This is a genomic window from Shewanella septentrionalis, from assembly GCF_025370265.1.
Classification (GTDB): Bacteria; Pseudomonadota; Gammaproteobacteria; order Enterobacterales; family Shewanellaceae; genus Shewanella; species Shewanella hafniensis.
Genome location: NZ_JAMTCC010000005.1, coordinates 81803 through 105961, shown reverse-complemented (window position 1 = coordinate 105961; position 24159 = coordinate 81803). Strand labels below are relative to the sequence as shown.

Sequence of the window (24159 nt, the reverse complement as noted above, 5' to 3'; positions counted from 1 at the left end):
GGTTGACTCTGGTAACAATGAACCGCTTACGAAGGACGCAGGCGTAATAATCGCCATCTTTGGTTGCATTAGTTGGAAACTCAGGTAAAATCTTCCGGCTTTCTATCTGGGACTCTTCGCGAACACGGGGTTCCAGTTTTTATTTTTGCTTCAAAGCAAATCATTAGAGGATTGAAAACGCATGGTTACCATTCGTTTAGCTCGTGGCGGCGCAAAAAAGCGTCCATTTTACAACATCGTTGTTGCTGATAGCCGTAACGCTCGTGACGGTCGTTTCATTGAGCGTGTAGGTTTCTTCAACCCATTGGCCCGTGGCCAAGAAGAAACATTACGTTTAGACCTAGCTCGCGTTGAGCACTGGGTTTCTAACGGTGCAGCTGCTACAGAACGCGTAGCAAAATTGATCAAAGACGCTCGTAAAGCAACTGCTTAATAGCGTTAAGGTATAGATTGATGAGCAGTAACCAACAGCCAGTCGTACTGGGGAAATTAGGCTCCTGTCATGGCATTAAAGGTTGGCTGAAAATCACCGCCTATACCGATTCTGTTGAAGGTATCTTTGACTACTCGCCTTGGCTTATTAAAGAAAATGGTGAGTGGCGCGAAATAAAGGTCACCCAGTGGCGTTATCAAGGCAAGGCCGTTGTTGCCTTACTTGATGGCGTAGAAACACGGGAGCAAGCGCAAATGCTCACAAATTGTGAGATTGCGATTTTGCCGGAACAGATGAACGATTTGCCAGCAGATGAATTCTACTGGCGTGATCTCATCGGTTGCGAAGTGGTCAATACAACTGGCTATAACATGGGAATTGTCGATCAGATCGTGGAAACAGGATCGAACGACGTATTACTCGTTAAAGCCAACGCTAAAGATAGTTTCGGCAAAGTGGAACGTATGATCCCCTTTGTCCCTGAGCAGTTCATCAAAACGGTGGACCTGCAAGGTAAACAGATTTTAGTGGATTGGGATCCTGACTTCTAAGTCGAGGTACAACAGATGTGGTTAGGGGTAATAACCCTGTTCCCAGAGATGTTCCGTGCCGTGACAGACTTTGGAGTTACGGGTCGAGCCGTGAAAAACGGCCTGCTCGAGTTGCACACGTGGAATCCCCGTGATTTCACCCATGATAGACATAATACGGTAGATGACAGGCCTTACGGCGGTGGTCCCGGAATGTTGATGATGGTGCAACCCTTGCGCGATGCCATCCATGCAGCGAAAGCCGCAGCGGGTGAAGGTGCGAAGGTGATTTACTTGTCACCTCAAGGACGCAAGCTGGATCAGCAAGGCGTCACTGAGTTGGCTCAATCATCACGTTTGATTTTGGTCTGTGGTCGATACGAAGGTATTGATGAACGCATCATTCAAACGGAAGTGGATGAAGAGTGGTCGATAGGGGATTACGTGCTTTCGGGCGGCGAATTACCGGCGATGACTCTGATAGATTCAGTATCGAGATTGGTTCCTGGCGTGCTAGGAAAACAAGCTTCGGCGGAGCAAGATTCTTTCTCCGACGGTTTACTGGATTGTCCACATTACACTCGCCCTGAAAGCCTTGATGGTGTTGACGTACCGGCAGTGCTGCTAAGTGGCAACCACGAACAAATTAGACTCTGGCGTTTACAGCAAAGCCTTGGTAGGACTTTACTGAGACGGCCAGAATTATTGCAAAATCTAGCTCTGACTGACGAACAAACGACTCTATTAGCGCAGTTCGTTGAAGCAATGAACAAGCATGCTTAGTCGTAGCTCAGTTAATTCTAGAACGGAGTAAGTTATGAACAACATCATTAAAATGCTCAACGATGAGCAAATGAAACAAGACGTACCTGCGTTTGGTGCTGGTGATACAGTAGTAGTTCAGGTTCGTGTTAAAGAAGGCGATAAAGAGCGTTTACAGGCTTTTGAAGGCGTTGTAATTGCTAAGCGTAACCGTGGTCTGCACTCTGCATTCACAGTACGTAAAATCTCTAATGGCGAAGGTGTTGAGCGTGCTTTCCAAACGCACAGCCCACTGATCGCTAGCATTGAAGTTAAGCGTCGTGGTCGCGTTCGTCGCGCCAAACTGTACTATCTGCGTGATCGTTCAGGTAAATCTGCACGTATCCGTGAGAAGCTGGCAACTAAGTAATAGTTACCGCTACAGAAAACAAGACGTAGTGTTCGCACAGAAAACCGCCCTAGTGGCGGTTTTTTGTTGCTGTTTTTTGAGTATTTATACTTGATCTAAAGAGAATGAACAGGCATAGTGGTCGCCTAATTGTAATGGTGTAGCATTACAAAAGTACATTGCGATGGATTTACGCTATTTTTCTTCCGAAATGAATGCCCAAGCTGACTTGAAGTCCTGCTTCGATAACTGGGTTAAACACTAAGTCTTAGGTGGTAAGCATGCAACAAGATACGATTAACAACGTACACATTAGTTCAGAGAAAGTTTTAATCACGCCGCAAGAGCTTAAAAATGCCTTGCCACTTTCTGAGCATGCTTATCGTTATATCCTCAATGCCCGCAAAACCGTGGCTGATATCGTCCATAAGCGCGACAATCGAGTATTGATCGTCACCGGGCCTTGCTCCATCCATGATATCGCCGCCGCTAAGGAATACGCTTTAAGGCTTAAAACCCTGCACGATGAACTCAGTGATGAGTTTTACATATTAATGCGAGTTTACTTTGAAAAGCCGCGTACCACGGTAGGTTGGAAGGGCATGATCAACGATCCCGATATGGATGAATCCTTCGATGTCGAAAAAGGTCTGAAAATGGCCCGTGAGCTAATGATTTGGTTGGCCGAATTAGGGCTGCCAGTCGCCACTGAAGCGCTTGATCCTATCAGCCCTCAGTACATTTCTGAGCTAGTGACTTGGTCGGCCATCGGTGCCCGCACCACTGAATCGCAAACCCATAGGGAAATGGCATCGGGTCTTTCTATGCCAGTTGGCTTTAAAAATGGCACCGATGGTAAGCTCGATGTGGCGATTAATGCGCTAAAATCAGCGGCCAGCAGTCACAGATTTATGGGCATTAACCAACAGGGCCAAGTCGCCTTATTACAAACTGCGGGCAATCCCGATGGTCATGTGATTTTACGTGGCGGTGCATCACCAAACTACGATGCCGCAAGCGTGGCAGAATGTGAGGCACAGCTTCACAAAGCCAAACTCAATGCACGTTTGATCATCGATTGCAGCCATGGCAATTCATCCAAAGACTACAGCCGCCAAAAGCCTGTGTGTGAAGATGTGTTCGAGCAGATTTATAACGGCAATAAATCGATCATCGGCGTTATGCTTGAAAGCCACTTAAATGAAGGCAATCAAAGCTGCGATAAGCCATTAAGCGAGCTAGCTTACGGTGTATCTGTGACAGATTCCTGTATTAACTGGGAAAAAACAGAAACCATTTTACGTGACGGCGCGGTGAAGTTATCTTCAATACTCCCGGCACGCTTCGATATGCTTAAAGTTGCTAACGCTTAAATTGGCGACAGCTTAATGGACTCAGGTATGAATGAAAAAACAACGGCCGAATTAGAACATCTTCGCGGCCTGATTGATGGTGTCGATCAGCAATTATTGCATTTACTGCGTAAGCGCTTAGATCTCGTGGCGCAAGTGGGCACAGTGAAACACGGCGCCGGTTTACCGATTTATGCACCGCAGCGTGAAGCCGCCATGCTCGCTAAACGCCGCGAAGAAGCGAAAAGCATGGGGATTGCACCGCAATTAATTGAGGATATTTTACGCCGCTTGATGCGCGAGTCTTATCTCAATGAAAAAGATGTAGGCTTTAAGCAAGTTAAAAAAGATCTCGGCTCAGTGGTGATTGTCGGCGGTAAAGGGCAACTCGGTGGACTGTTTTCACAAATGCTGACCTTATCTGGCTACCAAGTGAATCTGCTCGATAAAGATGATTGGCAGCAAGCAGATAGCCTATTTGCCGATGCGGGCATGGTGTTAGTGACTGTGCCGATTGCGATTACTTGCGAGCTTATTCGCGAAAAGCTGACCCAATTACCAGCCGACTGTATTCTAGCGGATTTGACCTCCATCAAGACAGAGCCGGTTAAAGCCATGCTTGAGGCGCATTCTGGTCCTGTCGTCGGTTTCCATCCTATGTTTGGTCCCGATGTGGGCAGTTTGGCGAAACAAGTTGTGGTGGTGTGCCACGGTCGCTCGCCAGAGAAATACCAATGGTTGCTTGAGCAGATCGCTATTTGGGGCGCGCGGATTGTCGAAGCAGAGCCCGAACGTCACGACAGTGCAATGCAGTTAGTGCAGGCGATGCGTCACTTCTCGACCTTTGTGTATGGTTTGAATCTGTGCAAGGAAGAGGCTGATATTGATACTTTACTGCAATTTAGCTCGCCAATTTATCGCTTAGAATTGGCTATGGTAGGGCGCTTATTCGCCCAAAGCCCAGAGCTTTACGCCGATATTATTTTTGCCCAGCAAGATAGCCAGCATGCTATTGGTGATTACTTAGACAACTACCGTGAAGCGTTAGAGCTGCTAAAACGCGGCGACAGGAACGAGTTTATTAAGCAGTTCCAAACCGTCGCTAAATGGTTTGGGGATTTTGCCCCTCAATTCCAACGCGAAAGCCGCATTATGCTGCAATCGGTAAATGATATGAAAACCAATTAATAAAGAGTAAGTTACTCTTAAAAACGCCCGTCATTGACGGGCGTTTTTTTATGGATTTTTGGCAGGTTTTATAGCTTTTATTAGTGATTACTTAAGGTGATCGTTCTCTAACATTTAGCATCCCATTCTAGAAATGACTGTCGCTTATGGCGTGTTTAGGTAGACTAGTTTTAAACATGTAAAAATAAAGCATGAATTTAAATTAGGAGTCTATCCATGTTCTGTATTCAATGTGAGCAAACCATTCGTACACCCGCTGGCAATGGTTGTAGTTATTCCCAAGGTATGTGTGGCAAGTTGGCGGCAACGTCAGATCTGCAAGACTTGCTGATCTATATGCTGCAAGGCGTGTCTGTTTATGCCGTTAAAGCCCGCGAGCAAGGCATTATCGATGCTGAAATTGACAGCTTCGTGCCTAAAGCCTTTTTCTCTACCCTTACCAACGTCAACTTTGATGACGAGCGCATTATGGACTATGCGCAGCAGGCGGCTAAGTATCGAACTCAGCTAAAGGCATCCTACGAAGCGGCTTGTGAACAAGCGGGCATTGTTGCTGAGCAAGTGCCTCAAGTCGCTCAGTTAGTGCTGGGGACCAGTAAGGTTGAAATGCTCGCGCAGGCACCGATTGCGCTGCTAAATAAAGATAAGCATAACGTTCATGAGGACATCATGGGGTTAAGACTATTGTGTTTATATGGCCTTAAAGGTGCTGCTGCGTATATGGAGCATGCTCGCGTGTTGGGTCAAACTGATGCCGATGTGGCAGGGCGCTTCCATGAAATCATGTCTTTCTTAGGTGAACTGAGTGTCGATGGCGATAAGCTATTTACCACGGCGATGGATATTGGTCAGTTGAACTACCGCATTATGGCCATGCTTGATGCGGGTGAAACTCAGGCGTTCGGTCACCCTGAACCTACAGTGGTTAACACTAAGTCAGTTAAGGGCAAGGCAATCCTGGTCTCTGGTCATGATATGAAGGATTTAGAGCTTATCCTTGAGCAGACAGTCGGTAAGGGCATTAATGTGTTTACCCACGGCGAAATGTTGCCCGCACTGGCGTATCCTGCCTTTAAAAAATACCCGCACCTTGTCGGAAATTACGGCAGTGCTTGGCAGAATCAGCAGCAAGAGTTTGCCAATTTCCCCGGTGCTGTGGTGATGACGTCCAACTGCATTATCGACCCCAATGTGGGCAGTTATAGTGATCGTATCTTTACCCGCAGCATAGTTGGTTGGCCTGGGGTGGTGCATATCGAAGGCGATGATTTCTCGGCTGTGATTGATAAGGCGTTGGCACTAGAAGGCTTTATCTATGATGAAATTCCCCACACTATCACTATTGGTTTTGCCCGCAATGCCTTGATGGCGGCTGCGCCAGCAGTGGTTGAAAATGTAAAAAGTGGCGCGATTAAACACTTCTTCCTCGTCGGCGGCTGCGATGGTGACAAGGCCGACAGAAGCTACTTTACTGAACTTGCGAAATCGACGCCTAAGGATTCATTAATTTTGACCTTAGGCTGCGGCAAGTACAAATTCAATAAACTCGAATTTGGTGATATTAACGGTATCCCACGTTTGCTTGATGTGGGCCAGTGTAACGATGCCTATTCTGCAATTCAGTTAGCGATTGCATTAGCTGAAGTATTCGAATGCGATATCAATGAATTACCATTGAGTTTAGTGCTTTCTTGGTTCGAACAAAAAGCCATTGTGGTGTTGCTGACGTTGTTATCACTCGGCGTGAAAAATATTCGCACAGGCCCGACGCCGCCTGCATTCTTAACCGCTAATCTCGCTAAAATTTTGGAAGAAAAGTTTGGCTTACGCAATACCACCACAGTTGAGGCCGATTTAAAGACCATGTTGAACGTGGCGTAAATTAGTCGGTGCTCATTGCTGAAGTCCGCTGGACATCGTGGCTTAAATCAGCAATGAGTCGTTGTTTAACTGCGGTTTTCTTTCGGTTTTGCCGAGGGTTAAACCGCAGTGTGTTGCAGGTAAGAATCCTATGAATGCGATAAATTTGAGTGTGATGACAGAGGCAATATCAGCTTTGCCCCATAAACCTGAGAGTGTTAGTCCATTGGTGCACGCCGAGCCAGCGCGAAACGGACCAGTGCTTAGCGAACTGGTGTGCATTGAGCGCTGGAATGAAACCGTCGATGTGGTGAGTTTTCGTTTTCAAGCGGGCGAGCCGATGAAGTTTGACTATAAACCCGGCCAGTTTATGACCTTTGTGCTCGAGATTAGCGGCGAGCAAGTGTGCCGCAGTTATACCTTGTCCTCATCGCCATCGAGACCCTATTCCTTGATGGTGACGATTAAGCGTGTGGCGGGTGGACTGGTGTCTAATTATCTTATTGACCACTTGCAGCCAGGCCAGCGTGTGCGAGTGCTGCCACCTATGGGTCAATTTAACTTAGTTGATATCCCCGCGACGAAATACTTGTTTTTGAGTGCCGGTTGCGGCATTACGCCCATGTATTCGATGTCGCGTTATTTAACTGACACTCAAATTGATGCCGATATTGCCTTTGTGCACAGTGCGCGTTCAGACGCTGATATTATTTTTAAATCGTCATTGGAGACGATGGCGAACCGCTTTAATGCGTTTAAGCTCAGTTATGCGCTGGAGTCGGCGGCAGCATCACTTTTATTCTCTCCAAAGATAAGTTTTGATATAGGGCGATTAACAGCGCAGATGCTGCAAACCTTAGTGCCTGATGTTGCTGAGCGAACGGTGTATCTCTGCGGGCCCGAGCCTTATATGCAGGCGGTAAAAGCGTTATTGGCCGAACTCAACTTTGATATGAGTCGGTTGCACCATGAGAGTTTTGCCACGGCCGAGAAAGCCGCACGTAATAAGCTCATGCAAGCAAAGTCGCCTACAGAAGCAGATGAAAATTCGCAAGCAGGGGCTTTTACTTTGCCTACTTTTAACTTAACCATTGGCGATCGCAGCACAAGGCTAACACAAGGGCAGAGTTTACTTGAGGGAATAGAGTCTGAAGGATTACCGATTATTGCTGCCTGTCGTTCGGGCGTGTGCGGTGCCTGTAAATGCCAAGTATTGGAGGGAGAAACCGTATCGACGAGTGTGATGACGCTCAACGCCGCGGAAATTGACGCGGGTTTTGTACTGGCGTGCTCTACAACGCTAACATCCGATGTGACACTTAAACTCTAGCGCGCTGATTAATTAGTGACAGTTACACAGGGCTTATCAGGCTTATTCTTAAATGGATGGAAATATTTCTAATCCTTAGTTGCGCTTATCTCAGTGAGAACGTAAGGTTAATGACAAGGGCGTATGATGTTTGCGCCCAGTCTATTAGTCTGGCTGGAGTCTCTCAATGACAATGACAACTACTTATGCCGCAAAAATTGAAGACCGTTCTCTTGGGCATTTGTTGTACGCCTTGATGTCGGGCTTTCCCTTATTATTACTCCCCGTGCTGCTAAGTTTGTTCATTAATGTTTCCCAACGTCAATCCCATGGTAATCCATTATTGGCGTCGCATTTGCGTTGGCAACGGCATTCTAATGTCGCCTTTCTTGGCTTGTTAGTGCTGGGCTATTGCGTGCCGTTAACTTGGCTCAGTCTTTCGATTTATCTCTTTGGGATCATTTGGTTTTGCCACAGGATCATTAAAGGGTGGTTAAGTCTATTGGATGGTTTAGAAATCTAAACTTGTGCTAGAGTCTCTAAATTGATGATATTTAGAGGCTCTTATGTCCAGTTACCAAATTCTGTGTATCCTCTGCGCCTTGGCGTTAGTCACTTCGGTTGTCTCTTCACGCGTCCATAAATTGCAGGAAACTGTGGCCATTACGGTTATCGCCTTAGGTATGAGTTTGTTATTGCTCCTAGGGGGAAAGGCCTTAGGCGGACATGTTTATCTGTATTTTGTATCAGGCTTAGAGAAGCTCGATTTTCAAGCCTTGCTGCTCAATGGCATGTTAGGTTTTTTACTCTTTGCCGGCGCATTGCAGATCCGTTTAAAAATACTAAGGCATCAGAAGTGGGAGATTTTAATTCTCGCCTTTGTCAGCACTTTATTATCGACCTTTATCATAGGAGGACTGTTATTTTGGGTCGCACCTATGTTGGGTCTACCGCTACAACTAAGCCACTGCTTGCTGTTTGGCGCCTTGATTTCTCCCACCGATCCCATCGCCGTTTTGGCTATTTTAAAGAAAATGGGTGCACCGGAAGATATTGCTATCCAAGTGGAGGGTGAGTCTTTATTTAACGATGGTATAGGGTTAGTGATTTTTGTGGCGATATCGCAAGTTGCTTTTTCCACTGAACCACTAACATTTATCCATGTCTCTGAGTTATTTATTCGTGAAGCGGTAGGTGGGGTCATTTATGGCGGCATACTTGGCTTTTTATTGCATCATTTTTTCCGCTACTGTGAGGAAGAAACGCAATTGATGCTGGTTACACTGTTGATCCCAACCGCGGGTTATGTGATGGCGGAAGTGTTTGGAGTTTCTGGACCTTTAGCTATGGTGAGCGCGGGGATCATCATAGGTAATTTCAGTGTGCCTAAATTTTTTGCTCGCAACGAGCGAGTGAAGTTACTGACATTTTGGTCGCTGATTGAATCCTTCTTCAATGCTTTACTCTTCCTACTACTCGGCTTACTGCTTTTGTTAGTTACTTTTAAAGCACCATTGTGGTGGTTTATGTTTGTGGCGATTCCATTGGTATTATTGGCGCGTGCCGTGAGCGTGTTATTACCTTATTTGGGCTTTAGGTTGTTTAAGTCTTACAACCCCTATGCAGAGACGATTCTGATTTGGGGTGGTTTAAGGGGAGGATTAGCACTCGCGATGGCGATGAGTTTACCTGAGGGGATTGTCATAGATGCTATTGGTGGTGTGGAGCTGAGGGAACTATTGTTAGTAATGACCTATGCCGTCGTCGTATTCTCTATTCTAGTACAAGGTTCGACTATGACAGGGCTTATTCGCAGGAGCAATGCGGTTACCGAACCATCGAGGGCTGTCGGCGCTTCTGAAAAAGCATAAAGGATGATTGCGCTACGATAGTAAACAATATTAAGCCTGTTAGTCATCACGCTGACTAGCAGGCTTATTTCAGTCAATCAGGGATAAAATAAGTGCCTTTTATCCCTGAATACACTTCGAACTAACCCCATTTCACTTTAAATTAAATCACTCAAGATCAAAGTTTTAAACCGCCCGATATAATTCCCGCACTACAGCGCTAATTAAGTTAAGCGACTCAGAGTCATTATTGCTGTCGAGTGGGCAATTGAGTATCAATCCATCCACTTTAAGCTGCTTAATACCTTGGGTTTGAACCAGCAGGGCATCATCCGAAACGGCATAGCTAGGGTTGATCAAAATGGGCAAATGACTCGTGGCTTTAATCTGGATCAGGCTTGCCAAATCGAGTGAGGGTAGATTGGCGTTATTTAAGGTTCTAATGCCAGAGTCACACAGAATAAGTTGCTGATTGCCTTGGCTTAAGATAATTTCTGTTGCCGTGAGTAATTCTTCAAAACTTGCCATATCGTTACGTTCAAGTATTAAAGGTACTGGTAAGGTGCCCGCTTGAGTGAGTAAGGTTTGATTAAACATCTGCTTACCCGCCAAGAACAGCATATCGGCGTGCTGAACGGCTAATGGCATATCGGCTTCTTGCTCTATGGCAATAATGCACACTAGGCCATATTGATGCAGGATTTGGCGTAGTTTAGCGAGAGTAACTTCTGCCATAGTCAGTTGATTAACAGCGCTGAGCAAAACGGCTTGGAATCCCGCTTCTTTAAGCTGCTTCACTTGCTGCTCGAAAGCCGATAATGCTAAATGTGAAATGTCATTATTCAGTGTGATTTGGGCTATGGCACAGACATGCCCTGCACCGATTGTCATTGCACCGCAGTTGATCTCACTAGCTTGCTCTTTATAGGCTTTGCTATATCGAACTGGACTGGCATTAGCACCATTTTCACTGATAACTTGATCCTTAGAGGTGCTGGGCTCAATCAGTAGCTGGCTGTTGCTCAGCTGTGTGGGCTTGACTGTTTCACAAGGATAACAGCCTAATACTTTGATAAAACGGGTAATCCGCTCTAGTTGCTTTAAACCTGCCTGCATAGATTCACTGGAGATATTCGCGTCGATATCCAAATAGAACATCTCTTCCCAAGGAGTTCCTGGAATCGGGCGTGACTCTAATTTACTCATGTTTAACTGATGCGCTTTTAGAACCAACAGGGCTTCTACTAATGCACCGGCTTTTTGGCCTGTTGCCATGATCAATGTAGTCTTAGCGGGTAACTGCTCTGGCACGGCAACGGCTTTGCGGGCAACAACGATAAAACGGCTCTGGTTGATCTTCTGATTCGCTAAGCCTGCTTCTATCGACTCTAGCTGATAGAGTGCACCACCTTCGGCGCTACCAATTGCTGCAGCGCTGTTATCTGGGCTTTGATTCACCTTGTCCATGGCTTCTGCGCTGCTTGAGCAGTACTCCAGTCTCAAGTCTTTGTGCTGACTTAAATATCTGCTGCATTGGCTAATAGGCTGAGGGTGGGCATAGACAGTTTTGATGTCGGCTAATTTACTGCCAGCTTTTCCTAGTAGGCAATGGCTGACTTCAATCGTCGTTTCACCAACGATTGATAGACTGGTGTGCTGCAGTACATCGTAGACTTCGTTGATTGAACCCGAGGAAGTGTTCTCAATCGGCAGGAAACCATAATCAGCATGCCCAGACTCAACGGCTTGCACTATTTCATCGAAACTTTGGCAACCTAAGTCTAGCATTTCAACTTGGCGGCGTTGGCAATAGCGGGTCGCTGCGAGATAAGAGTAAGAGCCTCGTGCACCGAGGTAGGCGATACAATACTGCTGTTTTTGTGTTTCTGGGTTGGCACGGCCGTGAAGGTAAGTTTGTTGATTCAATACAGAATCTTCAATGATGCTTTGGTAAAGGGAGATAACATAGTGGGCATCTAATCCCTTTTCTCTGCCTTCTTTCACTAGTCTAGCGAGCAGTTCCTTTTCCCTTTGAGTATCTCTGATGGGTCTGACATCCACTTCTTTGCTACGTGCCACTTCTAGACTTAAGCGACGGCGCTCTGCGAGTAATGCCAGCAGTTCATTATCCAGATTGGTGATCTGCTCTCGGGTTTGATTTAAAGGCTGTGGTGTATGCATTCTGACCTCAATTGCCGCCATGTATTTTATCAATCGTTTAAGACAAAAAAGCCTCCCAGTTGGGAGGCTTTGGATTTTTACTTTCGTTTTTACACAGTAAATCCGCCTCCTAGAGTGGGGGTGTAAAAAAGAAAGTAAAAAAAGCTGCTGTTATCATTTTCATGGTCTTAAAACTAAAGGGCTAGGGCTTAGCTGTCAATCAAAACTTTCTCACAGAGAGACTAAAAAGAAAGCGCACCCGAAGGTGCGCTGGTTTGAGTATGAATATATGGTCAAGCGAGTTTATCCTCCTTATGGTCAATGTAGGACAAGGTAAAACACTCGTTTATCTTACATTTACGTGTAACAGTAAAACGTTAACAACTTACTAGATAACGACTTGCATTTACTATGAACACTAACAAGTACTTTATGCGGCATAGCGTATAACATTTTAACTATGCTGTTTGAGTACCAGCGAACTTACGTTGACATGTCTTGCACTTATATTTTAACAATTAACACTTACGTGGATCTATAACATTAAAAACTAACACTAAAAAAACGAACATTTAAAATAAACGATTTACGGCTCATTGGTTGTACTAGGTACATATTGCTGTAAAAACAGCTTAGCCTTATCATGCGCTTAGGTCTTGCTACTTACGTTATTACTTTTTACTTTAAAACCTAACGTGTTAATACATGGAGCGTATAACAAACTCTCATTTACTGTTATTACATTTTTCGTCAAGTCTAGATGCCCTCCTTTTTAGTTGATAATCAAACATTATTTAAGGTGTCTATAAAATATCAAAACTCAACTAACGGTAAAAATTAACACACTACATAAAAATATTTATACAATTTACAGTTTTTACTATAAAACAATCTAATTAAACTAATAATTTGTAATAAAACACAACGAGTTGGACTTACATTAAATATTGATGTTAAGCGCCTGAATTCAATCTCACGCTAAAAATTAACTACATATCAGTGTAAATAGCACTCACTTCATATAACTAATATACATCTCACTAAATGTGACCGTTGTTACCTCATTTATCTCAGTGTTTAGCACACATTGGTGCCGACCCGTTTTACAATAAGCACTTTTGGTAATGTAGCTTTTGTTAATGTGACTTTTGTTTATGATTAACTGAGCCTCCATTGTGGATATAAAAAATTGGATAGTTAAAGGCTTTGCTAATGTACTTTTGTGCTGTTCTCTGCTCCTCATGTTTACTCTGGTATTCAGTAATGCCGCCTGTTTTTGGTGGTCATTCTGTTATTGGGTCAAAATTGAGCACTACTTTTAGTGAATGCAAACATACTTGATTGTAACTAATGTCAACAATATCAACAATATCAATATTTTCAAATTGTTTGCTTTTGTGTTGCCTCCTTTCCAAACTTACTATTGAAAGTGGAACCTAGTTGAAGGTATAACATTGAGCTTTTGAACGTGAAAATTATAAGTAAAATTAATCATTAACAACAAATTTTAGAACTTAAAACCCTTTGAGCTTAAAATCTTAGTACTTAAAACTATATGGGTTGGATTGGTCGTGCTCCTTAGTTATATCCAGTAACGTTATTTATAAATAATATCTTTTAATCAATATATGTAAATCAAAAGTTAAAGTAAATCAACATTTGAAACGATTTAAATTCGCACCACTTCGATTCTTGCTGTCACTTTGTAAAGTGTAGTAGGTATTTAGTCAAACGAACTGTTTTTTTCGTCATTAAAATGATTGCACTAAGCTTTTGTAAAAACTGTGATCTGATTAAATATTTCTACTTTATTGCTCTCAAAGTGGTGCGTTTCTCGCACTCACTAAACTTAAATTATGCCGCATCTTCCTCCTCGTAATCGTCGTTAACTTCAACAATATTATTAGTCGGTGTTAATGATGTGGAACGTTGTGCTTCCGGTTTATGTGTTATGCGATTGAGCTGCTTCTCTAATTTTTGGCCCATGGCGTTAATCGCAGTATATAAATTTTCATGTTTTGCTTGAGCGAAGAGTTCTCCATTTGGGATGCCAACCGATGCTTCAATTTTGAAACCAGGTTTCTCCTCCGTAATGATTACATGGGGATTTATCATTTGCACATCATGCCTTGAAAGTTTTTCGAAACGGCTTTCAATACGTTCACGAATAGGAGATGTGACTTCAAGTTGCTTGCTAGTAATCTTTAGCATATTTCGAACCTTCTGTTGTTTCCTTGGATTTCAGATTACCAAGGTCTGCACTATAAAACGAGATCTAGATCACATTTTTGCGCTGGTTAGTTACTGTTCGTTGGATATTTGATCACTTAGACAAATATCAATAATTCCTGGCCAAAAAGCCTTGTATTACCTGCTAAATCGGGTCATATTCGATGGGATAACTCCGCAGTCTTTGCCCTTATTTACTTATATTTACTTTAAGTTTCATCCCAAATCCCGATAAAATACCTCAACTTATTTCATTCGTTCACTTTGAGTTTGCCCATTTTATGAATATTGAACACGTTAAGATTAAGGTCTGGGATTTACCCACGCGAATTTTCCATTGGGGCATGGTGTGTCTGTTGGCACTTTTATGGTGGAGTGCTGACGCTGGCGAAATGCAGTGGCATCAAATTTTTGCTTATAGTTTGCTTATCCTCATTGGATTTAGGATCCTTTGGGGGATCATTGGTAGCGATACGGCAAGGTTTAGCCACTTTGTTCATCACCCTAAGGTTGTGCTCGACTACTTGAAAGTAATCAAAACGAAGGGAATGTCCGTTGTGCTGGGGCACAATCCTATTGGTGGCTACATGGTTGTCGCACTGATTGGGATCATTAGCCTGCAATTAGTCACAGGCCTTTTTGCGACCGATGATATTTTTACCGAAGGTCCGCTCTATAGCTATGTCAGTTCAGATACCAGTGGATTTTTGACTTGGCTACATAAGATGAACTTTAACCTTATCCTAGCGCTGAGTGCCATTCATGTACTGGCAGTGGTTATCCATGCCATCAAGGGCGATAAGTTAGTTGGTGCTATGCTCAGTGGCTACAAGAAGGTCTCTAAGGTGACACTGTCATCAAGCGTGAATCGTGATCTTACATTCAAGTCAGAGTGGCTTGCCTTAGTGCTGCTGGCTGTATTAGCGGCTGTGGTCTTTGTGTATTTAATGTGGCCGATAGTGCAAGTGCTATAGTTTTACGCAGAGTGTTTGAGTAACAAAAAGCCTGCTAATTAGCAGGCTTTTTGATGGACGAAAAACTAAATAGAACTAGTCTTTCTTATAAACGTCGTGACAACCTTTACAGCTTTTTCCTGTATTCATAAAGGCTTGCTTGATTTCAGCTTGATCACCTTTTTGAGCAACAGTAGCAAGAATGGCGGCATTCTCTTGGAAAGTTTTCATTTTTGCATCGAAATCAGCTCTGTCTTGCCAAACTTTGGCTAAGGCTTCAGTGTCGCCTTTGTCTGAGCCATCAATAAAACCTTCGAAAGGAATTTTTGATAATGCAGCAACATTCGTTGCGCGCATTGCGAAGGTTTCCGCTTCGAAAGGTTTTTTGCCTTTCATCATGGCAGCCATATCGCCGAAGTTATAAGCAATAAGACCAAAGGCAGATTGGCGGTATTCAATCGCATCTTTAGAATCTTCGAAATTGTGTGCCTGTGCAGCTGAAGCCAATAGGGTACTGGCAACGAGAGTAAGTAGTAATTTTTTCATCGTATTCTCACAAATTAGCGTCGAAGTGTGACATTGCGCTTCTATTGTACACAAATTAACTTGATGTACTAGAAGCATTTTTGTCAGTTTTTGTCTGGATAAGATGACTAAACGTAACAAGTTATTTGTATGTAGAGTAAATCTGTTAGACTGCCAATGTAATGCTTGAACAGTACTTATGAGGGTTATTATGCGAGCGAACTGGGATCTAGTATTAGAAAAAATTTTGAGCCACAGCAATTATGAAGATCTTTCTGTGTTGTTTCATTTACTGTTAACCGAAGAAGAGCGTAGTGCGGTTGCCGGACGCTTAAAGGTATTTCAGTTGTTATTGGATGGGGATATGAGCCAAAGGCACATAGCTGCAGAATATGAAGTGAGTATTGCGACGATCACGCGTTGTTCTAATTACTTGAAAAATATGTCTCCTGAGCATAGAGCGAAAGTTCAAAAGTTGATTGGTTAATGCCCACATGGAAACAAGCCCTGTGGACATTTTTTGCGCTTGTTTTGGTGAATAGAACTCTGCCTTAAGGCGTGATGGGCAGCTTATGGCGACGATAGAGTGAACGACGTACCAGAATATATAAGCCGTAGCTAAGTAAGCAGATAGCCAAAATAGGGTAAAGGTCCTTGGGAAGAAATTTAAAGATAGCTAATGCCGCGATGAGATAGATAAAAGGTAAGAAGTTATAAATCATTTCGGGAAGATAGCCTGACTTACGACGTCTTACCGAGTCAGTTCGACGGTTTTGAGAACGCATAACGTAGATCCTCGCACCTAAGACGAACACTACTGTAGCCGCAACTAGGGCATAGTTGATGTCGAGTGCAATAAAACTCGAACTACCGAGCGCCATGTAGCCAAAAGGCAAAAGGCAAAATTTCGTAAAGGGGTTTGGTTAACATAAGCACTCCGTCGCTTAACTCAGGTTGATATCAATATCTAATTGAAAATATTCATATAAAATTTGAATTTTTTCAATTTACCAGTCAGTTATTTATCAATTACGAATAGTATAAACGCTTGCGTATAAAAAATGCACGACCTTAAATTAAGGGCGTGCATCTTAAAAGGTTAAACTATGGCAGTTCAACCGCTTAGGGATAAACTATTTCTAGCTCATCTTGGGCATCAATCTGTATCTAGCCGCGGCAACCACAGCCGCCATTGCCGTCACAACCTGTTTTAGGTGTGTCACAGGCTTCATGCTCTTCATGGTGATGTCCATGATCGTGGTCTGAACCACCACAACAGCCGCCAGCTTCTTCTTTACCTGAACCGCCACAGCATCCACCGCCATGGTCGTGATCATGTCCATGACTTCCACAACCGCCTTGGGCATGAACGTGGCCATGGGTAATTTCTTCGGCAGAGGCTTCGCGAACGTCAACGATTTCGACGCTGAAGTTGAGCGATTGACCCGCTAAAGGATGGTTGCCATCGACGATAACAACATCGTCTTTTACTTCCATGACTTGGACTGGGCGTTGACCCATTTCAGTTTCGGCGATGAAGCGCATGCCTGGGACGATATCTTCGATATCACCAAAGGCTTCTAATGGCACGGCTTGACGTAGGCCATCGTGGTAAGGGCCATAGGCTTCTTCGGCACTAATAGTGACATCGAGTTTTTCGCCTTTGGTTTTACCATCTAATGCGGCTTCTAAACCTGGGATCAGGTTTTCAGTGCCGTGTAGATATAGCATAGGTTCAGAGTCGAAAGAGTCTTCTAATAGTCTGCCTTCTTGATCTGATAAACGGTAATGAATAGTTACCGCGCTGTGTTGAGTGATCTTCATATCGCCTCCGGTTCGGAATGTGCGCGCATAATAACGTGCTTTTTTAGTGCTGGCGATAATTTGAAGTGGCTTATGTTAGATATCGCACAGCTTTTTTTTCGGCAGATTAAAGCCTGTTTTATGCGGTGCAGCATGTGTAATGTGATTTTTGCGCGTTAGCCTGTCAATTTGGTCTGAGTGATGAGGTAGAACAAATAACGCATTAGTTAAAAGTGAACTATAAATAATTAACTGAAAAACAAGTGATTTTATAATAGGTTTCCTGTTTGGTTACGTTAACGTCAACAGTTATCTGTTGCATAAATCGCATTTTTACCCCTAGAAAACTTTATATTAACTAATCTTGATACAGTATTTTATCGAGTGTGAAGATTTGCTGATAAATAATCCATTTTAGGGGTTGACAAGCGCGGGTAAAAAAAGCAATTCTGTTTATCAAGAAATTAACATGGATTAGCCCAAACACATGCATAGCCTAGGTTTCGTAGTAACTACCATTATTACAACCACCACTACAACAATAGTGGGGGCGGGCTGATACACCCTAAAGAATTTTAACAATGAGCCCGCTTCCCACAAAGAAGCGGGCTTTTTTGTTTCTAGCTCTTATTTCTAAGTCGGGCGCGGTACAGGAGAACAAGATGAAAGTAATGAAATTTGGTGGTACCTCGCTTGCAAATTGGCAGCGATTCTCGATGGCAGCGGATATCGTTGCTCAGTCATCTAAGCTTGAACCCATAGCCACTGTGCTATCGGCCCCTGCAACTGTGACGAATGCTTTATTAGAAATGGTCGACGTAGCCGTTAAAGGTGAAGATTATTTACCTGTGCTGCAGCACGTTGAGCGGGTATTTACTTCGCTGTACCAAGACGCCGTTAACTCAGTGTTGTCGAGTGAGCAAAGCGAACAGCTTTTTTCTGGACTCAATGCCCAGCTGGTGATCTGGCAGGATAGATTACGTGGTATCGGATTACTGCAAGAATGTCCCGATGGCATCCGCGCCGAAATCGTGGTTGCTGGTGAGCGTTTATCTGCAGCCTTGATGGAACAAGTGATGATATCAAAGGGGATCACTTCGGCTCAGCTCGACCCACGCGCCTTATTTTTAGGTCGTGGTCGTCCGTTAGAATCTGTCGTTGATATCGCTGTGAGTAAGCCAAGATTTCGCGCGTTGGCGCTGGGTGAAAAACGCGTATGGGTGATGCCGGGATTCACCGCTGCCGATGAACAGGGCAAAGTGGTGACGTTAGGCCGTAATGGTTCTGACTATTCTGCTGCCGTGCTCGCCGCCTGTTTGGATGCTTCAAGTTGTGAAATCTGGACCGATGTTGACGGTGTTTATAATACCGATCCCCGTGTGGTTGCCGATGCTAAGCTGTTGTCACAACTGAGCTATCAAGAGGCAATGGAGCTCTCCTATTTTGGTGCGAAGGTATTGCATCCTAAGACGATTGCACCTATCGCCCAGTTCCATATTCCCTGTTACATCAAAAACAGTTTTAACCCTGATGCGCCCGGCACTCTGGTATCAAACCAAGCCGATGAAACCGGCTTACAGGTTAAAGCTATCTCCAATTTAGATAACCAGACCATGTTCGATATTTCAGGCCCAGGCATGAAAGGCATGGTTGGCATGGCGAGCCGCACTTTAGCGGCGATTTCCCGCAGCGGCGTATCTGTGTCTTTAATCACCCAAAGTTCTTCTGAATACAGCATTAGCTTCTGTGTGGCCACATCTGATTCGGCCAAAGTGAAGTGGGCTTTAGAGCAAGAGTTTGAATTAGAAATAAAAAGTGATTTGCTTGAGCCTATCGCTATGCGCCATGAGCTGGCAATTGTGTCCTTGATTGGTGATGGTATGCGTACCCACAAAGGTGTGGCGGCGCGTTTCTTCCAAGCGTTAGCGCAGGCGAGCGTGAACATTATCGCTATCGCCCAAGGATCGTCCGAGCGCTCAATTTCGACTGTGATCGAGCAGCGTAAGACTAAGCATGCGGTGGCGGCTTGTCATCAAGGCTTTTTCGATGTGCAGCAATATTTAGATGTGTTTTTAGTGGGATGCGGCAACGTGGGTGCTGGTCTGCTCGAGCAGATAAAACAACAGTCCGCCATGCTCAAAGAGCAGCACATCAGTATCCGTGTTTGCGGCATAGTGAATTCGAACAAGATGTTACTCGACAGCGCAGGCATCGATTTAAGCAACTGGTCTAGCTTGCTTGCCGATAGTCAGCAAACATGTGATATCCCAGCGTTACTGGCGTGGGCGAAAGAGCAACAATTACTGAATCCTGTGCTGGTGGATTGTACTTCGAGCGAGCAAGTGTCGGATCTGTATTTGGATGTGATGAACTCAGGTTTGCATGTGGTCACACCGAACAAAAAGTCGAACACCCGCGATTATGCTTATTACCAAGCGCTTCGCCAAACCGCCTTAAAACAGCGTCGCCAATTTTTATACGAAACCACAGTCGGCGCGGGTTTACCTGTTATCGATAACCTGAAAAAACTGTTATTTGCGGGCGATAAGCTGCATAAGTTCAACGGTATTTTATCGGGATCTTTATCCTTTATCTTCGGCATGCTCGATGAAGGCATGACATTGTCTGAAGCGACTGGTCTGGCGCGGGAAAAATGTTTCACTGAGCCAGACCCCCGTGATGATTTGAGCGGTATGGATGTGGCGCGTAAGGTGCTCATTCTTGCCCGTGAAGTGGGACTAAAGCTAGAACTCAGTGATGTGCAGGTTGAATCTGTATTGCCAGCCGAATTTGACGATTCAGGTGATGTTGAGAGCTTTATGGCGCGTTTGCCGCAGGTTGATGCGGCGATTGCTGCTAAAGTGGCGCAGGCCAAAGCCCAAGGTAAAGTGCTGCGTTATGTGGGGCAAATTGAGGATGGTGTGTGCCGAGTGCGTATCGCCGAAGTCGATGCAAATGATCCGCTTTACAGTGTTAAAGGCGGCGAAAATGCCTTGGCATTCTACAGTCGTTATTATCAGCCCATTCCCTTTGTGCTGCGCGGTTATGGCGCAGGAACGGAAGTGACCGCCGCTGGCGCCTTTGCCGATGTATTAAGAACCTTGAATTGGACTCGTGAGGTGAGTGTATGAGTTTGACCGTTTACGCTCCAGCCTCTATGGGTAACGTGGGAGTCGGATTTGATTTACTGGGCGCCGCTTTGGCGCCGATTGATGGCAGTTTACTGGGCGACAGAGTGACTATCGCGGCGGCAGAGTCGGGTGTGAGTCTGGCGCAGACTGGTGCTTGGGCCCATAAACTGCCTGAAAATCCGCAAGACAATATAGTGTACCAATGTGCCGAATTCTTCTTAACCGTCCTGAGTAAGGAGTATTTAGACGCGCTTGGTAAAGCAGATGAAGGCGTAGCGCTGACACTGGAAAAGAACCTGCCCGTCGGCAGTGGTTTAGGTTCGAGTGCAAGTTCAGTCGTGGCGGCGTTATATGCACTGAATGAACATTTTGACAGACCTTATAACGAGCAAGCCCTGCTGGAACTGATGGGCGAGTTTGAAGGTAAGATCAGCGGCAGTGTGCACTATGACAACGTCGCCCCCTGTTATTTGGGCGGCATGCAATTGATGCTCAATGTGCCGGGCACAGTTTGCGAAGCGATACCGAGTTTTAAAGAATGGTATTGGGTTGTAGCCTATCCAGGGATTTCACTCTCGACGGCGATGATGCGTAAAATCATGCCCGATCAATACGATAAAAGCGTCACTATCGATTTTGGCCGTTATTTAAGTGCCTTTGTACATGCCTCTTACCAGCAAAATGCCAAGCTTGCGATCAGCGTGTTAAAAGATGTGTTAGCCGAGCCTTACCGCGCCGCCGCGATTCCCGGTTACGACAATGCTAGAGCCGCGTTAGCCGATTTAGGCATGTTGACGACGGGGATTTCGGGCAGTGGCCCAACCTTGTTTTCGATAACCGATGATTTAGCCACGGCCAACGCCGCTAAAGTCTGGTTAGAGCAGCATTATCTCACCGAGGCGGGTGGCTTTGCCCATGTATGTCGCCTCGATGAGCAGGGCACGCGTAGAGTCGATTAATTCTTATTTTTAGTATCAAGCCTAAGCATTAAGGCTAAATATCCATCTTATGCATAAAAAGCATGCATCAAGAATTAGCATTTAAGGCTTAGCATCAAAAGGTCGAGTGAGCATGGAACTATATAATTTAAAACACCCTTCGCAGAAAGTGAGCTTTAAAGAAGCAGTGCAATTAGGTTTAGGTCAGGACAGAGGTTTGTTCTTTCCCACCCAAATTCCGGTATTAGACGATATTGAAGGGCTGCTGGCGCTGCCATTTGTTGAGCGCAGTAAAAAAGTGCTCGGTGCATGGCTTGCCTCTGAATTAGGGCAAGATGCGGTTGATGAACTGGTTGAACGTGCCTTTAACTTCGATTTACCTTTGGTTGCCGTCGATGAGCAGCGCGCTTGCCTCGAATTGTTCCACGGTCCTACTCTGGCATTTAAAGATTTTGGTGCACGTTTTATGGCGCAATGCGTCAATGCCTTTGTCGGCGACACACGCTTAACCATTCTGACTGCGACTTCGGGAGACACCGGCGCCGCGGTTGCCGATGCCTTCTATGGGCTTGAAAAAGTCAATGTGGTGGTGCTCTATCCTAAGGGTAAGATCAGTGAGCTACAGGAAAAGATGTTCACGACGTTGGGCAAAAACATCCACACAGTTGCCGTATCGTCCGATTTTGATGCCTGCCAAGATCTCGTTAAACGCGCCTTTGATGATCCAGAAGTCCGCGAGGGTTTGAGCTTGAACTCGGCGAACTCTATTAATATCAGCCGCTTACTTGCGCAAATTTGTTATTACTTTGAAGCCGTTGCCCAGTCTAAACAAGGCCACGACGCCGATCCTGTGATTTCAGTGCCAAGCGGTAACTTTGGTAACCTGACGGCGGGTTTATTCGCCAAAGCCATGGGATTACCGGTTAAACGCTTTATCGCCGCAACCAATGCGAATGATACAGTGCCGCGCTATTTAGAAAATGGCCAATGGCAGCCCAATCAAACCCAAGCGACTATGTCTAATGCGATGGATGTGAGTGAGCCAAGTAACTGGCCGCGAGTGGAAGCCATTTGTGAGAAATTAGCTTGGCCGCTGAGTAACTTAGTGGGCATGCGTTTATCTGAAGAGCAAACTTCACTGGCATTAGCTGAGTTGCATGCACAGGGTTATGTGTCTGAGCCCCATGCAGCGATTGCAGCTAAAGCCTTGTCTTTAACCTTAGTGCCCGATGAAGTGGGTATATTCTTAGGTACGGCGCATCCCGCTAAATTTAAGGATGTGGTGGATAGAGAGCTAAAACTTGACTTACCCCTACCGGCCGAGCTTGAGGCGGTGGCGACTAAGACGATTTTATCTGCAGAGTTACCCGCAGATTTTGCCACATTGAAGGCGCATTTATTGGCTGTACTCGCCTAGTCTTAGGCTAAATAGCCGTTTCGGATTCTAGATCTCTGCATCCTGTGATGTAACATAATTAGGGGCAGTTATTTAGAGACATAAATGGCGAGTTTGTATAGAAGGGGAGCTATGCTCCCTTTTTGCTAGTGCCTGCTAAGTACCGATACACTTTGATGCTGTAAATGAGCGTTTATTGGGAGAGATATTTCGCTTATGGCGTCAACCCCAGGTGCGGACTACCCTTATTAATGATGAGGGGACCCCCTGAATTTAGTGTCATTGGATTTGATGCTTTTATCACTGGGAGTGTGTTATTACCTGCGGGGCTCAAATTGTGCCTATATTAAGGTTAAAACTGAGCTGTATTTTTATATGGTTTATCTGCGTCTTGCCCGCCCACAGTGCGTCGCCAGCAACGGCCACTTTTGCCTGTTCAAATCCCATTAAAGTCGGTTATAACGATTGGGCACCCTACGCATGGCAAGATCCCCAAGGTGAGGCTCAGGGACTCGATGTCGAGTTGATGCGTTCATTTGCCCAATTTCTAGGCTGTGACGTGAATTTTATCAACGTGCCCGCTAAGCGTTCGCATCAAATGTTAAAGGCTGGCACTCTCGATGTGATGATGGGGGCCACTAAGACCCAAGACCGCCAAAAATATGCATTATTCTCTGAATACTATCGAAATGAAGCAGTACGCCTCTTTGTATTAGATGAGAAAAAAGAACAAATTCACTTGGACCAATGGCAGGATATTTTTACCCACAAATTGCGTTTGCTTGTTCCGACAAGTGGTTGGTATGGCAATGATTACCATGATTCTCAGGGGCGACTCGAGCAAGCGCAATTATTAGTCTTGAGTCCCAGTCTCGATAAATCTGTACAAATGCTCTATCACGGTCGTGCAGACTTAATCATAGGTGATGCTATGGCTGTTCCCTATATTGCTAGCCAATATCAAGGCGTAAAGTTAGCACCTCTCAGATTAGTATTAGAGGAGAATCCAATCCATCTGATGCTCAGTAAGGTGAGCATGTCAGCTTTACAGCTCACACAGATAAATACTGCTATTCGTACTTTGAAAGATAATGGCGAAATCGCCAGAGTGCTATTGAAATGGCAGCAGATCTCCCTCGCGCAACAAACCAATATGAGCCGTCAGAACCATACCCAAGAGGTTCGTTATACCTTAGCTTTGATTTATCCCTAATTGCGCGATAATCACTGAGTGATTTATTGAGCCCCCTTGGTGGTAACGCTATGACACATTTGCTAAAACTTCTCCGTTTTGAAGTTACTGAACTCTCTATTAAATTCTGCTAGTTTGGTGAGCTAAATTGTCATGCTTT

Annotated in this window: 20 protein-coding genes, 1 pseudogene and 1 other annotated feature; of the genes and pseudogenes, 16 read left to right on the top strand and 5 right to left on the bottom strand. The window is 44.8% G+C overall.

Translation table 11 applies throughout. The features are described from left to right. Positions 1-181: 181 nt before the first annotated feature. The 10 genes from rpsP (at position 182) to NE536_RS04155 (ending at position 9693) form a co-directional block, all read left to right on the top strand. Positions 182-433 (top strand): 30S ribosomal protein S16, encoded by a 252-nt coding sequence (gene rpsP / locus NE536_RS04200; protein ID WP_006080788.1) that lies wholly within the window; start codon positions 182-184, stop codon positions 431-433. Between the two features lie 20 nt (positions 434-453). Beyond that, positions 454-984, top strand: coding sequence for a ribosome maturation factor RimM (rimM, locus tag NE536_RS04195; protein ID WP_006080789.1), 531 nt, complete (start codon positions 454-456; stop codon positions 982-984). A 15-nt stretch (positions 985-999) separates the two neighbouring features. Further along, positions 1000-1746 carry a tRNA (guanosine(37)-N1)-methyltransferase TrmD gene (trmD, locus tag NE536_RS04190; RefSeq protein WP_006080790.1) on the top strand — a complete coding sequence of 249 codons (747 nt, stop codon included), beginning with the start codon at positions 1000-1002 and terminating at the stop codon, positions 1744-1746. A 34-nt stretch (positions 1747-1780) separates the two neighbouring features. After that, the gene (gene rplS, locus NE536_RS04185; protein ID WP_006080791.1) at positions 1781-2134 is read left to right on the top strand and encodes a 50S ribosomal protein L19; all 354 of its coding nucleotides are present in this window, start codon (positions 1781-1783) and stop codon (positions 2132-2134) included. A gap of 260 nt (positions 2135-2394) precedes the next feature. Next, entirely contained in the window at positions 2395-3486 is a 1092-nt protein-coding gene (locus NE536_RS04180) for a 3-deoxy-7-phosphoheptulonate synthase (protein ID WP_115335237.1), read from the top strand. Positions 3487-3513: 27 nt separating this feature from the next. Further along, positions 3514-4653, top strand: a complete 1140-nt coding sequence (gene tyrA / locus NE536_RS04175; protein ID WP_259527058.1) for a bifunctional chorismate mutase/prephenate dehydrogenase — start codon at positions 3514-3516, stop codon at positions 4651-4653. A 216-nt stretch (positions 4654-4869) separates the two neighbouring features. After that, positions 4870-6534, top strand: coding sequence for a hydroxylamine reductase (gene hcp, locus NE536_RS04170; protein WP_261271894.1), 1665 nt, complete (start codon positions 4870-4872; stop codon positions 6532-6534). Positions 6535-6664: 130 nt separating this feature from the next. Further along, a complete protein-coding gene (locus NE536_RS04165) occupies positions 6665-7843 on the top strand; it encodes an FAD-binding oxidoreductase (RefSeq protein ID WP_261271893.1) in 1179 nt (392 codons plus the stop codon). A 166-nt stretch (positions 7844-8009) separates the two neighbouring features. Further along, positions 8010-8345, top strand: coding sequence for a hypothetical protein (locus NE536_RS04160; protein WP_006080796.1), 336 nt, complete (start codon positions 8010-8012; stop codon positions 8343-8345). Positions 8346-8388: 43 nt separating this feature from the next. Continuing rightward, positions 8389-9693, top strand: a complete 1305-nt coding sequence (locus tag NE536_RS04155; RefSeq protein ID WP_261271892.1) for a cation:proton antiporter — start codon at positions 8389-8391, stop codon at positions 9691-9693. A 165-nt stretch (positions 9694-9858) separates the two neighbouring features. Here NE536_RS04155 and NE536_RS04150 read toward each other — a convergent pair whose 3' ends face one another. Together NE536_RS04150 and hpf are read right to left on the bottom strand one after the other, a co-directional pair. Further along, positions 9859-11853 carry a chorismate mutase gene (locus NE536_RS04150; protein WP_261271891.1) on the bottom strand — a complete coding sequence of 665 codons (1995 nt, stop codon included), beginning with the start codon at positions 11851-11853 and terminating at the stop codon, positions 9859-9861. Between the two features lie 41 nt (positions 11854-11894). Further along, positions 11895-12011: a sequence feature (Phe leader region), on the bottom strand. Between the two features lie 1675 nt (positions 12012-13686). Continuing rightward, on the bottom strand, positions 13687-14043 hold the full coding sequence (gene hpf, locus NE536_RS04145; RefSeq protein WP_261271890.1) for a ribosome hibernation-promoting factor, HPF/YfiA family: 357 nt from the start codon (positions 14041-14043) through the stop codon (positions 13687-13689). A 299-nt stretch (positions 14044-14342) separates the two neighbouring features. On the opposite strand from hpf, the gene NE536_RS04140 reads away from it, so the two are divergent. After that, on the top strand, positions 14343-15035 hold the full coding sequence (locus NE536_RS04140; RefSeq protein ID WP_261271889.1) for a cytochrome b/b6 domain-containing protein: 693 nt from the start codon (positions 14343-14345) through the stop codon (positions 15033-15035). A gap of 75 nt (positions 15036-15110) precedes the next feature. Here NE536_RS04140 and NE536_RS04135 read toward each other — a convergent pair whose 3' ends face one another. Next, entirely contained in the window at positions 15111-15560 is a 450-nt protein-coding gene (locus tag NE536_RS04135) for a c-type cytochrome (protein ID WP_006080801.1), read from the bottom strand. A 190-nt stretch (positions 15561-15750) separates the two neighbouring features. Here NE536_RS04135 and trpR point away from each other — a divergent pair, with 190 nt between their 5' ends. Beyond that, positions 15751-16026: a trp operon repressor gene (gene trpR, locus NE536_RS04130; RefSeq protein WP_006080802.1), complete on the top strand. Its 276-nt coding sequence runs from the start codon at positions 15751-15753 to the stop codon at positions 16024-16026. Between the two features lie 64 nt (positions 16027-16090). Here trpR and NE536_RS22920 read toward each other — a convergent pair. Both NE536_RS22920 and slyD read right to left on the bottom strand, forming a co-directional pair. Next, positions 16091-16469, bottom strand: a pseudogene (locus NE536_RS22920) (hypothetical protein). A 237-nt stretch (positions 16470-16706) separates the two neighbouring features. Next, entirely contained in the window at positions 16707-17363 is a 657-nt protein-coding gene (gene slyD / locus NE536_RS04120) for a peptidylprolyl isomerase (protein ID WP_261271887.1), read from the bottom strand. A 641-nt stretch (positions 17364-18004) separates the two neighbouring features. Between slyD and thrA the strand changes: the two genes are divergently transcribed. The 4 genes from thrA (at position 18005) to NE536_RS04100 (ending at position 24020) form a co-directional block, all read left to right on the top strand. Further along, on the top strand, positions 18005-20473 hold the full coding sequence (thrA, locus tag NE536_RS04115; RefSeq protein WP_261271886.1) for a bifunctional aspartate kinase/homoserine dehydrogenase I: 2469 nt from the start codon (positions 18005-18007) through the stop codon (positions 20471-20473). After that, a complete protein-coding gene (gene thrB, locus NE536_RS04110) occupies positions 20470-21432 on the top strand; it encodes a homoserine kinase (protein ID WP_261271885.1) in 963 nt (320 codons plus the stop codon). The genes thrA and thrB overlap by 4 nt, the downstream gene beginning before the upstream one ends. Positions 21433-21544: 112 nt before the next feature. Further along, positions 21545-22828: a threonine synthase gene (gene thrC / locus NE536_RS04105; RefSeq protein WP_261271884.1), complete on the top strand. Its 1284-nt coding sequence runs from the start codon at positions 21545-21547 to the stop codon at positions 22826-22828. Positions 22829-23144: 316 nt separating this feature from the next. Next, positions 23145-24020: a substrate-binding periplasmic protein gene (locus NE536_RS04100; protein WP_425347526.1), complete on the top strand. Its 876-nt coding sequence runs from the start codon at positions 23145-23147 to the stop codon at positions 24018-24020. Positions 24021-24159 lie beyond the last annotated feature (139 nt).

Excerpts from the sequence above, each read along its gene's own strand:
- NE536_RS04135 (WP_006080801.1), bottom strand. The coding sequence starts at position 15,560 with ATGAAAAAATTACTACTTACTCTCGTTGCCAGTACCCTATTGGCTTCA.
- slyD (WP_261271887.1), bottom strand. The coding sequence starts at position 17,363 with ATGAAGATCACTCAACACAGCGCGGTAACTATTCATTACCGTTTATCA.
- NE536_RS04165 (WP_261271893.1), top strand. The coding sequence starts at position 6,665 with ATGAATGCGATAAATTTGAGTGTGATGACAGAGGCAATATCAGCTTTG.
- NE536_RS04155 (WP_261271892.1), top strand. The coding sequence starts at position 8,389 with ATGTCCAGTTACCAAATTCTGTGTATCCTCTGCGCCTTGGCGTTAGTC.
- rplS (WP_006080791.1), top strand. The coding sequence starts at position 1,781 with ATGAACAACATCATTAAAATGCTCAACGATGAGCAAATGAAACAAGAC.
- rimM (WP_006080789.1), top strand. The coding sequence starts at position 454 with ATGAGCAGTAACCAACAGCCAGTCGTACTGGGGAAATTAGGCTCCTGT.
- thrA (WP_261271886.1), top strand. The coding sequence starts at position 18,005 with ATGAAAGTAATGAAATTTGGTGGTACCTCGCTTGCAAATTGGCAGCGA.
- NE536_RS04180 (WP_115335237.1), top strand. The coding sequence starts at position 2,395 with ATGCAACAAGATACGATTAACAACGTACACATTAGTTCAGAGAAAGTT.
- tyrA (WP_259527058.1), top strand. The coding sequence starts at position 3,514 with ATGAATGAAAAAACAACGGCCGAATTAGAACATCTTCGCGGCCTGATT.
- thrC (WP_261271884.1), top strand. The coding sequence starts at position 21,545 with ATGGAACTATATAATTTAAAACACCCTTCGCAGAAAGTGAGCTTTAAA.
- NE536_RS04140 (WP_261271889.1), top strand. The coding sequence starts at position 14,343 with ATGAATATTGAACACGTTAAGATTAAGGTCTGGGATTTACCCACGCGA.
- NE536_RS04160 (WP_006080796.1), top strand. The coding sequence starts at position 8,010 with ATGACAATGACAACTACTTATGCCGCAAAAATTGAAGACCGTTCTCTT.
- trpR (WP_006080802.1), top strand. The coding sequence starts at position 15,751 with ATGCGAGCGAACTGGGATCTAGTATTAGAAAAAATTTTGAGCCACAGC.
- hcp (WP_261271894.1), top strand. The coding sequence starts at position 4,870 with ATGTTCTGTATTCAATGTGAGCAAACCATTCGTACACCCGCTGGCAAT.
- rpsP (WP_006080788.1), top strand. The coding sequence starts at position 182 with ATGGTTACCATTCGTTTAGCTCGTGGCGGCGCAAAAAAGCGTCCATTT.
- trmD (WP_006080790.1), top strand. The coding sequence starts at position 1,000 with ATGTGGTTAGGGGTAATAACCCTGTTCCCAGAGATGTTCCGTGCCGTG.
- thrB (WP_261271885.1), top strand. The coding sequence starts at position 20,470 with ATGAGTTTGACCGTTTACGCTCCAGCCTCTATGGGTAACGTGGGAGTC.
- hpf (WP_261271890.1), bottom strand. The coding sequence starts at position 14,043 with ATGCTAAAGATTACTAGCAAGCAACTTGAAGTCACATCTCCTATTCGT.
- NE536_RS04150 (WP_261271891.1), bottom strand. The coding sequence starts at position 11,853 with ATGCATACACCACAGCCTTTAAATCAAACCCGAGAGCAGATCACCAAT.